Here is a 16018-nt window from a genome sequence, read left to right on the forward strand (position 1 = left end):
AAGTCCTTGGTGCACAAGCTTGTCCGGCCAAGAGTGCTGGCCAGCGATTAACCGATCATTAACCCGCGCCAGCGGTGGCTGTCGCGGGCGTGAACGTTACTATCTTTAAGGAGTCGCGGCATAATCGCCGCTTAATCCGTCCGGGTTCCAATGGACATATTTGCACAGGTAATCCCATGCACGTACTGGTTTGCGAAGACGATGAGTTGATCGCCAGCGGCATCGTCGCCGGCCTGACCGCCCAGGGCATGACCGTGGAGCACGTCGCCACGGCATCCGCGGCGCGGGCCATGCTGCGTGCGGCACAATTCGACGTGATGGTGCTCGACCTCGGCCTGCCCGACGAAGACGGCCTGAAGCTGTTGACCCAGTTGCGCAGCAAGGGGCTGGAACTGCCGGTGCTGATCCTGACCGCCCGCGACTCGGTGACCGACCGTGTCGACGGCCTCCAGGCCGGTGCCGACGACTACCTGCTCAAACCGTTCGACCTGCGCGAACTGTTCGCCCGCTTGCAGACCTTGCTGCGCCGGGTGGCCGGGCGCAGTGTCAACCTGATCGAGCATGGCCCGCTCAGCTATGACCCGAGCAGCCGCGTCACCACCCTCAACGGTCAGTCGGTGGACCTCTCGCGGCGCGAACAGGCGCTGCTGCAGGCACTGCTGCACAACCGTGGCCGGGTGCTGTCCAGCGAGCAGCTCAAGGACAGTGTCTACGGTTTCAGCGACGAGCTGGAAAGCAATGCCCTCAACGTGCATATCCACCACCTGCGCCGCAAGCTGGGCAATGGCATTGTCGAGACCGTGCGCGGCCTGGGTTATCGCCTGGGGCCGGCGGGTGACGGAGAAGCATGATGAGCCTGCGACTGCGCCTTAGCCTGACCATCGGCTCGGCGTTCATCCTGATCTGGGCCCTGGCCGCCACCTGGATGCTCAGCGACCTGCGCCACCAGATGATGTTCTCCCTCGACCAGCGGCTGGTGGCTTCGGCGCGGATGGTGGCCGGGTTGCTGGAACAGTTGCCGGCGATGTCGGGCAGGGGCGAGGTCACGCATTTCAGTTCCGAACAGCTCAATATCACCGGCGGCATGGCCTGCCAGGTCAGTTCCTTGCGCGGGGAGGTGCTGGCCCGCAGCCATAACAACCCCGAGCAGGCCCTGGAGGCTCACAGCGTCGGCTTCCATGACCAGATGATCGACGGCGCGCCCTGGCGCACCTTCACCCTGGTGCGCGGCGACATTCATATCACCACCGCCGATCGCCAGGTCGAGCGCGAGGCACTAAACCTGTCGGTGCTGCTGGCGGCCTCGGTGCCGGTGGGCGTGGCCTTGCTGGTCTGCCTGTTCCTGCTCTGGCTGGGGCTCGGCCAAGGCCTGGCACCGCTCAAGCGCATGCGCGACGCGTTGAAACGGCGTAGCCCCGATTCCCTTGAGCCGTTGCAGATCCATCCGCTGCCCAGCGAATTGAAACCCTTGCTGGAAACCCAGAACCAATTGCTGCAGCGCATCGGCAAGGCTATCGAGCGTGAACGTCGCCTTACCGGCGATGCCGCCCACGAACTGCGCAGCCCGCTGACGGCGATCAAGACCCACCTGCAAGTGGCGCGCATGACCGACGGTGCGGCCCGCGACCAGTCGCTGGCCCACGCCGAGGCCGGTGCCGATCGCCTGCACCGGACCCTGGAGCAGTTGCTGCTGCTGGCCCGGGTCGAAGGCAGCCTGTCGTTCGATGATGGCGTGCAGTGCACCGCCGAACAGGTGGCGCGCCTGGCGATCCAGGATTCGGCCACCGGCGCCCGCCAGCGTATCGAGTTGCACCTGCCGGAGCACTGCTCCTCGGCACCATTGGAGATGCCGTCGACCCTGTCGATTGCCGCCTTGCGCAACCTGCTGGACAACGCCCTGCGCCACACACCGGGGGATGCGCCGGTAGAGTTGAACGTGGAAACCATCGGCAATCGCGTGCGCTTCCAGGTCCGTGACCATGGGCCCGGCATCGCCGAGGACGACCTGCAGCACCTGACCCAGCGCTTCTGGCGCAACGGCAAGAGCACCGGCTGCGGCCTTGGCCTGGCGATTGTCCAGGCGATCGTCCAGCGCTGCGGCTGCGTGCTGCACTTCGACAGCCGGCCGGATGGCCTGCGGGTCGAACTGACCATGCCGCTGCAGCCGACCGGCACCTGAAAAATCCTGTCACCGCGCCCGGCTCGCCGGGCGTATCCCCCGGCAGTATCGTCTGACGCCTGTCACTCAACGGATTGAGGTCATGCGCCATGGACACAGCCATCGATATTCGACCGGCCAGTGCCGCCGATGCCGGCATCATCAGCCGGATACTCCTGCGGTCGATCCAGGTCGGCTGCTCGCTCGACCACCGCAACGAGCCCTCGCGGCTCAAGGCCTGGACCCGTACCCGCAGCGCCGAGCATATCCTGCCCTGGCTGTCCGACCGACGGTTGCACCTGAACCTGGCGTACCTGCAAGGCAAGCCGGCGGGCCTGGGCATGGCGCGGGACGATGGGCGGATCCTGTTGTGCTATGTGCAGCCGGAATGGTTCCGGCATGGTGTTGGCCGGGCGCTGGTCGATGGGCTGGAAGCCTGGCTGGTGGAGGCGGGACACGGTATGGCGTGGCTCAACAGTACCCTGACTGGCGAGGGTTTTTTCCGGCATCTGGGCTATCGCCAGACGGAGCGTACATTCAGCGTACAGGGGCTGACCGCGATTCCGATGCACAAGCGGTTGCCGTGAGTGGGGCGCTTCGCGGATAAATCCCTCGGCGGGTGTAAATCCCGACTCGGCTGGTGCGTTTCCTGAACATGAAATTCGCGTGCACGTACCCGCGCGCGAGTGGAAGGTTTTGGCCATCACACCTGCGTATTGAGGGATAGAGAGATGTCAGTCGCCACCAGCCTTATCGAAAAGCCGTCGGTCCACTCCGGCCATCCTGCTGCGGAAACGCTCTACCAGTTCGAAGAGTCGCCATTATTGGCCCGGCAGAACCGCCAGGAATCCAATGCGCGCAGCTACCCGCGGCGCATCCCGCTGGCCCTCAAGCGGGCCAAGGGCCTGTATGTCGAGGACGTCGAGGGCCGTCGTTTCATCGACTGCCTGGCCGGTGCCGGCACCCTGGCTCTGGGGCACAACCACCCGGTGGTGATCGAGGCGATCCAGCAGGTGCTGGCCGACGAACTGCCACTGCATACCCTCGACCTGACCACGCCGGTCAAGGACCAGTTCGTCCAGGACCTGTTCGGCCTGCTGCCTGAAGCCCTGGCCAAGGAAGCGAAGATCCAGTTCTGCGGCCCGACCGGCACCGATGCGGTGGAAGCGGCCCTCAAGCTGGTGCGCACCGCCACCGGGCGCAGCACCGTGCTGTCGTTCCAGGGCGCCTATCACGGCATGAGCCAGGGCGCGTTGAGCCTGATGGGCAGCCTGGGGCCGAAGAAACCCCTCGGCGCGCTGCTGGGCAACGGCGTGCAGTTCCTGCCGTATCCCTACGACTACCGTTGCCCGTTCGGCCTCGGCGGCGCGGCCGGGGTCAAGGTCAACCTGCATTACCTGGAAAACCTGCTGAACGACCCGGAAGGCGGTGTGCAACTGCCGGCGGCGATCATCGTCGAGGCGGTGCAGGGCGAGGGCGGCATGATCCCGGCCGATATCGAGTGGTTGCGCGGCCTGCGCCAGATCACCGAGAAAGCCGGCGTGGCGCTGATCGTTGATGAGATCCAGAGCGGTTTTGGCCGTACCGGCAAGATGTTCGCCTTCGAACATGCAGGTATCGTCCCGGACGTGGTGGTGATGTCCAAGGCCATTGGCGGCAGCCTGCCGTTGGCGGTGATGGTCTATCGCGACTGGCTCGACACCTGGGCGCCGGGTGCCCATGCCGGAACGTTCCGTGGCAACCAGATGGCGATGGCCGCGGGTTCCGCGGTGATGCGCTACCTCAAGGAGCATGACCTGCCGGCCCACGCGGCGGCGATGGGCGAGCGCCTGACTGAACACCTGCGCTTGTTGCAGCGCGATTTCCCGCACCTGGGCGATATTCGTGGGCGCGGGTTGATGATGGGCGTCGAACTGGTCGATCCGAAAGGTACCCCGGATGCCCAGGGCCATCCGCCGGCCTTGCCGCGCCTGGCGCCGCTGATTCAGCGCGAGTGCCTAAAGCGCGGGCTGATCCTCGAACTGGGTGGGCGGCACGGCGGGGTCGTGCGCTTCCTGCCGCCGCTGGTGATCACACCGGCCCAGGTGGACGAGGTGGCGCGGATTTTTGGCAAGGCCGTGGCTGCGGCGGTGGCTGCACTCTAATTTTTCGGCAGCGCCGAACGTTTTCATCTACACGAGTGCTGCGCGATTGGCGTGGCCTCATTCCACTCTTAGGGAGAACCGCAATGACTTCAGTATTCGACCGCGACGACATCGTCTTTCAGGTAGTGGTCAACCACGAGGAACAATATTCCATCTGGCCAGACTACAAGGCGATCCCCAACGGCTGGCGCACCGTCGGCAAGAGCGGTTTCAAGAAAGAGTGCCTGGAGTACATCGAGGAAGTCTGGACCGACATGCGTCCATTGAGCCTGCGCCAGAAAATGGATGCCCAGGCCCTGGCCGGCTGAAGGGTAGCCCCCGTTCCAGAAAATGGATCGGGGGGCGGCTCTCAGAGATCGGAAGAGGCGCTGTAGGCGCTGAGGTTCACATGCTGTATCAAGTCACGGCTCAGTTCGTCCAGGCTGTCAAAGTGTCTGGATTCATCGTAGCCCCAGCGGCTGTGGTTGATGTACCACTTGCCTGCCGGGTCGCGCCGGATCGGCGTCACGCTCAGTGAGCGATCCCGGGAGCGATTGATCAGCACGGGGCCATTTGCCACCTCGTCGATGAGAAACATGCCGGGTCGATTGAGTTGCGGGTGGGTATCGAGCCTGGGCGTCGCGGGAATCGGTATGACTCCAGGGACGTCCGCGACCTGTACGCGGCCCTCACCCCTGAGCCCCCAGGCCAGGTCCGCGAGGCTGTGGTATCGCACACCATTGAACAGGGTGGAGCCTTGCGGTAGGGAGTATTTGCCATCGTGTATTTCGATGAGGGTCTCCTCGTAGTGATCCGCGTCCATGCGATAGCTTCTCTGCACGACGATGAAATTGTCCCCCTGCCTTTCAATCAGGAAGCTTGGCTCCACCTCCCGTACGCTCAAGCAATGCCTGATGTTCTGGGCAACCTGCTGTCTGGGGGCGGATGGGGTGTTGACCTCCAGCGTCAGGTCCGCGCGTACATACTCCTCGCGACCATAAAAGCGCTCTACGGACCCTGAGTCGGGGCTGACCTTCGGCGCGGCCAGCGGCCCTATGGCGACAGTCCGCAGGCTGGGGGCGCCTTGCAGTTGCCCCAGGCCCGGTACTCCCCTGACGTTGCCGGCGTGGACATCCAGTACCAGTGCCAGCCATTTGTGCGTACCCTGGTGGTGTTGGTCGCCGTCGATGATTTTATGGGCGATGTAGTTGAAGGCGGGCACATTGTGCTTGTGCTGCTGTTTCCGGTAGCTGGCGGCCATGTCGAGTGCCTGGATCCTGATGCCGTGCTCGCGCGCGCTGACCAGCAGGCGTTGTAGTGAATATTCACTCGTCAGGCCAAGCGCCTGGTGCAGATCCTCGGCTACCAGGGTTCTTTCAAAACGCTTGGGCATGATGCCTGTTGCCTGAAAGCTGTCGATAAAGGGTTGGTCGAGGTCGCTCAGCAGGTTTTGCACGTAGAGTGTTTCAACCTTGAGTGTCGCCAGGGTCTGCATATGGTCGAGCACAAGCTTCCTCGCGGTGAGGGATCCCTGCTCGGCCGCCAGTACCAGGCCATTATTGTTTTCATAGAGCGTTTCAAAGATCCGTGGTGCGGTGCTGTCGGCCGGTAGTGTGGGAATCTGCGCTTTGGCACGGCGGTTGCCGTTATACCCTGAGAAAAATGTCGTGCTGGCGTCGTTCAGGCTGCCCACGCGCTGAAGATAGTCACTGATGGCCGTCTCGCCCGTAGCGCGTTCGTTGAGCCTGACGTGGGTTCTCCTGACGATTTCTTCCGGGCTTCGAATCCGATCCTGCAGTGTTGTTCGATATTGCAAGGGAAGTTCAAAGGCCTGTTGCCATGACACCTTCACGGCCAGCTTCAGGTCGGCACCGACGAGGCGCATCGGGTCGTCCGCCTTATGCTTGCGGGCCGGGGCCACGCGTATGGCGGGGCCGCTCATGGCATCTTCGACCTCCACTCCCATGACCCCTTGCAGCCAGCTCAGTCCTGGCGCGGCCTTGGGGGCAAAGCCATTGGCGTGATGAACATTCACCAGTGCCAGCCACTTGCCTTGCTGCCCAGCCGGTTGAGCTGCCTGGATGACTTGATGGGCGTGATAGCCCAGTGCCGAAGCCCGGGCAAGAAGGTCAGGGTCGCGCACGCGCAGCGAATCACTGGCGGCACAATCGAGCGCCTGCACCCGGACGCCGTGGGCACGGGCGGTGAGGATCAACTGGCGGTAACTGCAAGTGCCTGGTGAGGCGTCGCCGTAGTCGCCGTCCAGTGTTCGCAGGTAACGGTCCAGGGCGGGGCTCAGGGTCCCGGTGTCATGGAACATGTCCAGGTGAACCTGTTCGACGTCCGTTCTCAGGCGTTCCAGATAGAGTGTCCTGACCCCGTGTTCAGCCAGGGTCGCCATATTGCTCACCAGGAACAGCTTGCCGCCTGAATCGGCGTGGTTTTCGCCGATGACCACACCGTCGCTGTCTCGGCAAAGTGTCTCGATCAGGGCTCGTTCGCCCATCTCCGGCTTCAGCTCAGGCAAACGCGGGCGCTCGGGCAACGTGTAGTCCTTGAAGAAAACCTCGGCATCGGCCAGCAAGCGTGCCCGGCATTGCAGGAGTGCCTGGTCGTTGGCGCTTTCGTCGGTGTGCCCACTCGCCGCCGTGCCTCTGGCCGACTCGGGCTCGGCTGAGCGCGTCACTGGCAGTTGATACTGGCGCAAAGTGCTGGCCGCGCGGTTTTCTTTCCAGATATCGCTGCTCCCGACCCGGTACAAGGCCGGGCCCGAGGGCCGGTGTTCTTCCCGGGTCAGGGCGCAGTAGGACCGGACACTTTCGTCATAGCGGACCATGACGACCTGGCCATCCTCGAGATTGACGAACCGGCGCTGCTGGACCAGCCGAAAGCCGTCGCTGTCGGCGGGCGGCAGGTTTTTCGGCGTGGGCCTGGCATAAGCACTCAAGGGGCGGCCCACTGGCAGGCTATCGGTAGTGGCACTGCTGAGGCGGCTGATGACCAGCGTGGCAGGGCCGGGGGCCTGCGTGGCGGGGATGGTCGCCAGCGTGCTGGCCGGTATATGCCCGGTCCCGCCGGGCAGCACCGGCGTGGTGCTGCCGGGTAGGCGGCTGGGTATCGCCGGGCTGGTGTCGGGCGGTCTGGTGTCGGGCGGTCTGGTTGCCGGCGTGGCGGGTTGGCTGGCACCTGATGTAGCAGGGCGAATGGGGGGCTTGGGAGACATGGTGGAATCCTTTCGTGGGTTGTGTTCTCACCAGGGCCCGCTGTTGGTGCGTCTTGCGCTGCCGGCAGGCCCTGTCCGCGCATTAGCGAGGGGTATGGATAAACAGGTCCGCAGGGTCGACCAGGGACGACTCGTCGTTGTCCGTGCACCACTGTTGTGTCCGGGTGTCGTAGATGAGCGCGCCATAGGCGCTGTGCGAGCGTGCACTCGAAGCCGATGAGCTGGTGACCTTCAGGCCTCTGACCCTGACGCGGCTGCTGGCCAGTTCGTTGTCCGCCTGATGCTGCTCGATACACCGTTTTATGGCTTCGATGTCGGTGTGGGGGCGAGCGTCCAGTTCATGCAGCAACAACTGCTCGAATATCCGGTCGACCTCATAGCGCTCGCCAGAGGTCAGGACGATGTAGATCAGGTCCAGGGGTTGCGTGGGATCGTCGTCGGCAGGCAGCAGCAGGCGGATGTTGCCGATCCATAGCTGCTGGGGCTCGATCCTGATGTCGCTGCGGGTCATGATCTGCCCGCTCGCCTGGGTATGGATGTGCCAGGTCGAGGCGTTGGCGGTTTTTCCCAGGGCGGCCGGCGTCGACAGGTGCAGGGTCGCGCCGGCACGGGGATGGAGTTCATAGGTGGAACTCATGCCTTCGAGGTGGTAGATCGTCGAGTCGCTGCCGGCTTTGAAGTCGACGCGCTGCGCATGGTCTTTCAGCACGGCGGCGCGGTTTTCCGGCAAGCGGAACAGGCAATGGCCCGTACGCTTGTGCAATGCTCCCCGGCCCTCGACGCTCCTGGCCCCCGGATGACGCTGGTCATCGGTATAGCGGGGCGGCGGGGCGCCAACCAGGTAGGAACTGCCATCGCGCAGCACCAGGACAATCCGATGGATCAGTTCCAACCCGGAAGTGTGCAGGGAGGTGCCGACATCGGCCGGCTTGCCAGCACCGGCGATCACCCAGTCCTTGAGCGTCAGGCGGGTCTGATCGTTGAACCGCAGGATCAGGCTGGCATTGCTGTAGGCAAGGTAGTTGAAGGCGCCGACGCGCTTCGGTTCGACGTGATACAGCACGTTGACCTGTTCGATCTCTTCGCTGTCGTAGTCGAGGAACAGGGTCGTTGACGGTCGGGTGTCGTCAGCGCTGATCTGGAAGACCGTCTCCTGCGTGTTCCGTGCTAGAAAATAGCCGCTCGTCGAGGCTCCGGGAAGCGGGCAATCGCCGCCGTTGACCGGTTGCGGGGCCGGTGGCAGTTGTCCGAGGGTCAGCACCGTGACCTGGATGTCCTGGTCGCCGCTGCCTTCCAGCACGGTCGGCAGGTCGGGTTTGAAGAGGTAGCCGTCCTGGGTGACAAACAGCAGCAGGTCGTTTTGCAACTGCCGTCCGTTGTCGTTCCTGTAGACCCCCCTGATGGTCAATTGATGGCTGGGTAGTTCGCCATGCTCGCCACGCAGCGAAGTGACGACCAGCGAGGTGCCGACGATACGCCAGCCCTGGATACGCTCCATGGGCCAGCCCAGTTCGAGTGTGCTGGGTTCCTGCCCGTCTTCGTCGAGGGTCACGGTTCTACCCGTCGGGGCCATCCGGTAGTAGTCCTTGCCAGGGCCGCCGGCGACCGTGGCGTCCGTGCCCTTGAGGATGAAACGGTCATCGCCGGCGCCACCGCTCGCCTGGTCATCCAGACCCAGCAGGGTGATATGGTTGGCGCCTGGGTTGCCGATTACGTGGCTGCTGCCCCCGGCAAGGGTTTCGACGTGCTCGATGGAGGCCAGCGTGGCGTAGGCGAGCGGGTCGGGGTCGGTGGCGTTGCGCCGCAAGCCCAGCTTGCCGCTGTCCAGGTCGATCTCGTGGCCGACGAACCGTAGGTCGTGACGCGGCGGCACCTGCCCTTGCAGCGACAGCGAGTCCTCGCCGTCGCCACCCTGCAGCCTGCTGAGGGCCGGTTGGGTCGCGGGTGTGCGGGTGGAACTCAGGGTCTCCTGGGCCTGAAACAGGAAGGCGTCATCGTGGTCGCCGCCGGCCAGGTTCTTTTCGCCGGTGGAAAACGCGAAGTAGTTGGCCTGGTCGCGCACACCGATGACCTGGTCGTTGCCGCCGCCCAACTGCCAGAGCACGGCTTTTTTTTTCCCAGGTGTCCCGCTGATGGCGCCGGGCACCTGTTCCAGCCCCGCCGACGCGTCGATGACATCGTCGCCATCGCGGACAACGGGTGTATTGATGTGCGTAGAGTCCTGCTCCTCGCCCTCCCAGCGATGGGCCCACTGCTTGACTGGTTCCAGCTCGACGTGGAAGTTGCCGTTCACCACCCCGGCGAGGGTTTCCTGCATCTCTCCTTCGAGCAGTGCCCTGGCGCGGGCCTCCAGGGCTTTGCCATGCTCGACCCGGGTGCGTTCGATCAGGTAGCGGTCCGTGACCTCGCGGTCCAGTTCCTGTCCGGTAAAGGCGAACCAACCCGAGCGCCAGCGTTCGTTGACGGTCAGCTCGATATAGTCGTCGATATCGTCGACCTGGCGAACGGCGCCATAGATCTTCGCGCCGACGATCAACACGGCGCACGCTACCAGTCCGATCGGACCGGCGGAGCTGAAACCCGCTGCGGCGGCTGCGCCAAGTGCCAGCGACAAGGTGGCGCTGGCGATGCTGAAACCGGCCGTGACGTAATGGTCCATGGCCTCCTTGCCCGTGGTCCTGGCAGCGTTCTTGAACGCCGTGACAGCACTGTGGATGTCGAACGGCAGGGTCAGCACATTGCCCAGCAGGCCAGCGCTGCGGCTGAGCATCAGGCCGGCGGAGGTGGCGCGAAAGCCCTGGAAAATCCTGCCGCCCTGGCCAAGCAGGGCTTCGCCGGTTTTCCTCAGGCCGCGTTCGAGCAACACCGAGGTCAGTTCGCTGGCAACGCTGCCGGTGTTCAACACGACATCCGTGACCTCGCCATGTTTCAACGCTTCGCGGATACCTACCAGGCCGCTGTAGATCCCGTAGGCCTGCATGCCGGCTCCCGAGGTGAGCATGCCGCGGCTCTTGGCGGCATCGATCCAGCCCGGCAGGCTGAAGGTGACATATTTGCGCGCGAGGATCTGCATGTCCTGCAGGCGGACGAGCAGGTGGTGCAGATGTTTCATCAGGTTGGCGGTGAGCGGCGGTTGCCGGGTCCCGAGCAGGGGTGGGGCCTGCAAGGAGCGTCGCGAGGCGATTTCAAACAGCACGTCGACCGGGCGCTGGTCGATATCGCTGCCGCTTTCCAGATGCGCTTGCAGTTCAGCGGGCTCGAATTGCAGGTCGTCAACCAGGGAACTGCCACGGTCATGCAGTTGCGGGTCGTGGCTGTCGAGGGGCTTGCCACTGAGGCGGGCCCCCATGTCGTAGAGTTCCACCCGGGTGATGACGAAAGTGTCCAGGGTGACCGGCCCCAGGCGCGCATCCAGTTCGGCGAGGCCGGTCCTGCCCCTGGCCACTGCCAGGTTGGGCGCTGTCGGCGACAGGACATGGGACTTGTGCGGGACGGAGCCTGTATCGAGGTCCGAGATGACCAGGCCGTCGATGGACTGGGTGATCCGTTCATCCCTGCTGTAGGTGTTTGCCATGGATAAATCCTTTTATCGTGAGCTTCGGGGGAAACGCACGAAGGAGTATCGCCAGCGGTGTCCTTGTCCATGAGGTACTTGTTTATGGTCGCGGCGGATTTGCCCACGCCATGCAGGGTGCGGGCAAGTCGACGGGGCCGGTTACCAGCCGCGCCCGGAGTTCACCCAGAAGTTCACCGACAGCGAGGTGGACACCGATTCGACCTGGTGGAACCAGCCTTCAGGCAGGAACAGCAGGTCGCCGGCTTCCAGGGTTACGCGCAGGAACGGCACGTGTCGCGAGGCCGGGAAGCGCTCGTAGTCCGGCGCATCGGGGTTCACGTCACAGCCATCCAGGCCGCCCTGGGGTGCGGTGGACCAGGTCCCCAGGGCCTGGCGGTGGTGCGGCGCGGCAAGGATGAAGGACTTCTGGCCCCAGACCTGGGCGAACAGATTGTCGGTGTCGTCGCGGTGCAGCGGGGTCAGGGTGCCCTTGGGGCCGATCCAGATCCGTGGGGCGATGAACAGCGAACGGTCGAAGTAGGGCGGGTACTGGATCTGCTCCAGCAACTGGGCCGGCACGATGTTGTTGCCCATGTAGGCGGGAGGCGAGCCGTCGGCGCTCTTCTGTGCCGGGCGGTCCAGCGAGGCGATGAACTCGGCCATCGAGGTGGAGCGGAAATCGCGATCGGTGGAGAAGGTCTTTTTCACGTAGTCGCCGTGACGGGTGATGCCCTGCAATTCGGCAAAATGCACCAGCGATTCTTCGCGACTCATATTGAACAGTGGCCAGTCCTGAAGGGCATCGCTGATCACCACGGGGATACCACCCGGCAGGTAATGCTCGCGAAACTCGCTGACGCTCAGTCCCTGCCGTGGGCGTCGCTCCACCTCACGCAGTACCGGCTGTGCGGCCGAAACCTGCTCGCTGGTCCGTGGCGGGGTCGGGTAGCGCTTGTTCATCTCGACTTTTTCGGCCTTGCCACCATTGTTCCGGGCGCTGTCGATGATCTGTGGAAGCAGGGTCGCCAGGCCCATGTTGCCGTCGATCTTCAGGCGGCCGCTGGCGAACAGTTCCTCGACGTTGGCGCTGCCGGTCATGATGCCCAGGAAGTCCGGCTGTGCGACGCTGATGGTCACATCCGGGCGGGCATGGCGCCCTGCGGCAGTGACGGTGTTGCTGCCGACATCGGACCAGAAGGCCTGGTTCGGGCCGAAGACGAATTGAAATACACCTTCGATACCGACCGAGCCGGCATTGGCGAACAGCTTTGACAGGATGCTCTGCAGATCCACGGCGTTCCCTCTGTATTGTGGTTTAGGCCCGAAGAGGGAACGAGTGCTTGTGGTGGAAATTTAGCGTGATCCACCCGGTTTCCATGCTAGATCGGCGCCAGTGTATCCAGCACCTGGCTGATCGAGGCTTCCAGTCCGGCCAGTGGATCGCTGCCTTCGCTGTCGAGCACCAGCAGGGTGCTGCCGGCCTTGGCGATCACCGCCTTCACCGCCTCTGGCGGCTGGCGGTGGTCCAGTACCAGCTTCACATCGGCATCCTTGAGGGTTTCGCCGAGTTTCTCCAGGGCCTCGGGGGTCCACTGTTCATCGCTGCGCGCATCGACCTGGATCATGTCGAGGTTGAGGCCACCCACCAGGTAGTTGAAGCGCTCGGAGAGGCTGAACACGCTGAGGTTGTCGGCCTTGGCCAGGCGTGTCTCGCTGTCGGCGCTGAGCTTGAGCAGGCGCTGCTTGAGCGTCGCCAGGTTGCTCTCGATCTTCGGCTTGGCCGTGGGGGCCAGGCGTACCAGGTCGGCGGCGGTCACATCGGCCATGCGCCCGAGGTTGTTGCTCGACAGCCACGGTTGGCTGTTCAGGCCATCGCTGCCCTGGCCCGGCTGCACCGCGATACCCGGCAGGCCGCCGTCGACCGGACGGGCGGCGTCGACTTCGACGATGCGCACATTGCTGCGTCGGGCCATGATGTAGAGCGGATCATCGGGCCACAGCGAGCGCAGGCCGATCACCGCATCGGCCTGGTTTGCCAGCTTCTGCAGGGCCGGGGCGCCACGGCCGCTGAAGTAGGCGCTCTGGCGGCTACCCGGCAGGTTGGCGTCGGCGGCGCGCTTGAGTTCCACGCCGCTGTCCTTGAGCAGGATCTCGCCGAGACCATAGGTAATTGGCAGGCTGGCCAGGATACACACCGGCTTGTTCTCGGTGCTGGCGTGCAAGGCAATATTGCCCAGGCCTTGATTGGCGGTGATCGGCATCGGCGCCTGGCTGGAGAACGATACGCTGCTGTACAGGCCGCCCAGCAGCAGGGCGAGGGCGAGAGGGCGAAGGTTCGGCATTTATCCAATATTCCCTTTGAGACTGGGTACGGTGCCACGGGCAATCGCCGCCAGGGCGAAGGCGGTACCGGCCACCAGGATGATCGCCGCGCCGGACGGCACGGGCAGGTCGAACAGGATCGGCAGCAGGATGCCGCTCAGGGTGCTGACGGTGGCGATCGCCACGGAGATCCAGAAGAAACCCTTGAGCGACTGGCTGAGCAGGCGTGCTGCGGCAGCCGGGATCACCAGCAGGGCGCCCACCAGGATCGCGCCGATAACCTTGACGGCCGCCACGGTGATCAGCGTCACCAGCACCACGAACAGGTAGTCGAGGGTCTTCACCGCCACACCACGCACCGCCGCCAGCTGCGGGTTGAAGCTGGCCAGCATGATCCGGTTGTACAGCGGCAGGCTCAGGCCCAGCACCAGTGCGCCCACCACCAGCAGCACCAGCAGGTCGTTACCGTTGACCGTCAACACCGAGCCGAACAGCACGTTTTCCAGGATGTGCACGTTGATCTTGCCAGCCAGCACCAGCAGCAGGCTGGCGCCAAGTGCCAGGGACACCGACAGGAACACCCCGATCAGCGTGTCGGGGGCCAGTCCGGTGCGGTTGCGCAGGTAGTTGAGCAACACGCCGAACAGCAGGCAGTAGCCGAATAGGCTGCCATAGGGGCCGGTGTAGGGCTCGCCGAGCAGGATGCCGATGGCCACGCCGGTCAGCGCCGCATGACCCACCGACTCGGAGAAGAACGCGAAGCGCTTGACCACCACCAGGGTGCCAAGACCGCCAAGCACCGGACCGATCAGCAGGCCGGCGAGCAGCGCGTTGATGACAAAACCGTAGGCCAGCGCCGCTGGCAGGAGGCCGTCGGCGGCCCAGCCCTGGATCATCAGGCGAAAAGCTTCATAGCTCATGGTCGGGTGCCCTCGCCGCGTGGGTGGGTGGAGAACAGGGTCAGCAGGCGGTCCGGGGTCAGTGCCTCGGCAGGGGAGGCGTCGAACAGGATCCGTCGGTTGAGACCGGTAACCCGGTCGGCCAGGCGCTTGACCGCCTCCAGGTCGTGTTCGATCCACAGCACGGTGATGCCGGCGCGGCGCCAGTCGCCGAGCAGCCGCTCGAACACCTGGATGCCGGCTTCATCCAGCGCCGACATCGGCTCGTCGAGCACCAGCAGTTGGGGTGGTGGGATCAGTCCCTGGGCCAGCAGCACCCGCTGGCGTTCACCACCGGACAGGGCACCCATGCGCCGCTTGCGCTTGTCCTGCATGCCGACCCGTTCCAGCGCTTCGCCGATCGCCCCGGCGAAGTGTCGGGACAGACCGAGGAATGCCGGGCGGCGCTGGCACATGGCTGCCATGAAATCGTCGACGGTCATCGGCAGGCCGCGATCGAATTCCAGGGCCTGCGGCACATAGCCGATGGTGCCTGGCGTGCCCGGCCATTGCAGGCTCAGGCGGCCCTGGTGCGGCATCTGCCCGAGCAGGGTCTTGATCAGCGAACTCTTGCCACCACCGTTGGGGCCGACCAGCGCATGCACATGGCCGGGGCGGACCTGAAAGCTGACCTGGTCGAGAATGGTGGTGCGGCCCAGGGTGAGGTTGATCGCCTCGAAGTCCAGGGTCGGGCCGACGGCGACGCGATCGATGCTCTCGGCGGCGGTCATGCCCCCGCCTCCTGGATCGCCCGGACCACGGTGTCGAGGTTGTTGCTCATTTCCTTCTCGTACTTGTCGGCGGTGTAGTCACCAAAGGAAATGTGCGACAGCGGATAGAGCTTCACCCCGGACTCACGCTGGATGGTTTCGACATAGGTGGAGGGGAAGTCCAGTTCCGAGAAGATCACCTTCACATCCAGCTCGCGCAGTTGGTCAATGGTCTTCTTCAACTGGCTCGGGCTCGGCTCGATGCCGTGGGCCGGCTCGACCACTGCGGTGACCTCCAGGCCGAACTCACGCAGCAGGTAGTCGTAGGCCGCATGCACCGTCGCCACCCGCAGGTCGGCGTTGGGCGCCTGGGTCAGCTTGGCCAGGGCATCGGCGCGCAACTGGCGCAGGCGCTTGCCATAGGCACGGGCGTTGGCGGTATAGAACTTGGCATTGTCCGGGTCGAGCTTGCCCAATTCGCGGGCGATATTGTTGACCTGGGCGATGGACGCACTGATGGACAGGAACGTGTGCGGGTTGACCACCTTGCCGGCACCCCGGGCAGCGACGCCGGTGGCGGCCAGCAGCGGCACGTTTTCGTTGGCCTCGATCAGCGGAATCTGTGGTTTTTCACTGGCCTCGATCATGCGGTCGGCGAAGTCGTCGTGACCGACGCCGTTGAGCACGATCACGTCCAGGGTTCCGATGCGCTTGATGTCCTCGGCCCGTGGCTCGTAGGCGTGGGGATTGAAACCGGCCGGGATCAGCGGCACCACCTCGGCCTTGTCGCCGACGATATTGGCCACGTAGCTGTAGTAGGGGTGCAGGGTGATGCCGATGCGCAAGCGCTTGGCCGAGTCGGCGTGGACCTGGAAGGTCGACAGGAGTGGGGCGAGCAGCAGTACCAGAAGCAGGCGACGACGGCTGAACAGGGCTGAAATGGACATGAGAGGGCGATCTTCTCCGGGTGAACGGTATTTGGAGCGGC

The 16018-nt window shown here is 64.4% G+C and carries 12 protein-coding genes; 5 read left to right on the forward strand and 7 right to left on the reverse strand.

Translation table 11 applies throughout. The features are described 5' to 3' along the window. Window positions 1-176 precede the first annotated feature (176 nt). The 5 genes from AC6I6U_RS13560 to AC6I6U_RS13580 all read left to right on the forward strand — a co-directional run bounded on the left by AC6I6U_RS13560 (window position 177) and on the right by AC6I6U_RS13580 (window position 4610). Entirely contained in the window at window positions 177-851 is a 675-nt protein-coding gene (locus AC6I6U_RS13560) for a response regulator (protein WP_497882426.1), read from the forward strand. Next, entirely contained in the window at window positions 848-2179 is a 1332-nt protein-coding gene (locus AC6I6U_RS13565; RefSeq protein ID WP_497882427.1) for a sensor histidine kinase, read from the forward strand. Before AC6I6U_RS13560 ends, AC6I6U_RS13565 begins: the two co-directional genes overlap by 4 nt. A gap of 89 nt (window positions 2180-2268) precedes the next feature. Continuing rightward, entirely contained in the window at window positions 2269-2745 is a 477-nt protein-coding gene (locus tag AC6I6U_RS13570; protein ID WP_497882428.1) for a GNAT family N-acetyltransferase, read from the forward strand. Between the two features lie 144 nt (window positions 2746-2889). Beyond that, on the forward strand, window positions 2890-4302 hold the full coding sequence (locus AC6I6U_RS13575; RefSeq protein WP_497882429.1) for an aspartate aminotransferase family protein: 1413 nt from the start codon (window positions 2890-2892) through the stop codon (window positions 4300-4302). An 83-nt stretch (window positions 4303-4385) separates the two neighbouring features. Continuing rightward, window positions 4386-4610 (forward strand): MbtH family protein, encoded by a 225-nt coding sequence (locus AC6I6U_RS13580; RefSeq protein WP_010446886.1) that lies wholly within the window; start codon window positions 4386-4388, stop codon window positions 4608-4610. Window positions 4611-4651: 41 nt separating this feature from the next. Here the strand turns inward: AC6I6U_RS13580 and AC6I6U_RS13585 are convergent, their stop codons facing one another. The 7 genes from AC6I6U_RS13585 to AC6I6U_RS13615 form a co-directional block, all read right to left on the reverse strand. After that, a complete protein-coding gene (locus AC6I6U_RS13585; protein ID WP_497882430.1) occupies window positions 4652-7504 on the reverse strand; it encodes a membrane-targeted effector domain-containing toxin in 2853 nt (950 codons plus the stop codon). 82 nt (window positions 7505-7586) lie between these two features. After that, window positions 7587-11078 carry a hypothetical protein gene (locus tag AC6I6U_RS13590; RefSeq protein ID WP_497882431.1) on the reverse strand — a complete coding sequence of 1164 codons (3492 nt, stop codon included), beginning with the start codon at window positions 11076-11078 and terminating at the stop codon, window positions 7587-7589. A 141-nt stretch (window positions 11079-11219) separates the two neighbouring features. Beyond that, window positions 11220-12353 (reverse strand): cupin-like domain-containing protein, encoded by a 1134-nt coding sequence (locus AC6I6U_RS13595; RefSeq protein WP_497882432.1) that lies wholly within the window; start codon window positions 12351-12353, stop codon window positions 11220-11222. Window positions 12354-12439: 86 nt separating this feature from the next. Further along, window positions 12440-13402, reverse strand: coding sequence for a metal ABC transporter substrate-binding protein (locus AC6I6U_RS13600; RefSeq protein ID WP_497882433.1), 963 nt, complete (start codon window positions 13400-13402; stop codon window positions 12440-12442). Then, window positions 13403-14302 carry a metal ABC transporter permease gene (locus tag AC6I6U_RS13605; RefSeq protein ID WP_497882434.1) on the reverse strand — a complete coding sequence of 300 codons (900 nt, stop codon included), beginning with the start codon at window positions 14300-14302 and terminating at the stop codon, window positions 13403-13405. After that, on the reverse strand, window positions 14299-15051 hold the full coding sequence (locus AC6I6U_RS13610; RefSeq protein WP_497882435.1) for a metal ABC transporter ATP-binding protein: 753 nt from the start codon (window positions 15049-15051) through the stop codon (window positions 14299-14301). Before AC6I6U_RS13610 ends, AC6I6U_RS13605 begins: the two co-directional genes overlap by 4 nt. Continuing rightward, window positions 15048-15977, reverse strand: coding sequence for a metal ABC transporter substrate-binding protein (locus AC6I6U_RS13615; protein ID WP_497882436.1), 930 nt, complete (start codon window positions 15975-15977; stop codon window positions 15048-15050). Before AC6I6U_RS13615 ends, AC6I6U_RS13610 begins: the two co-directional genes overlap by 4 nt. Between the last annotated feature and the right edge of the window lie 41 nt (window positions 15978-16018).

The sequence above is a fragment of the Pseudomonas sp. UTLPPB19802 genome, assembly GCF_059730225.1.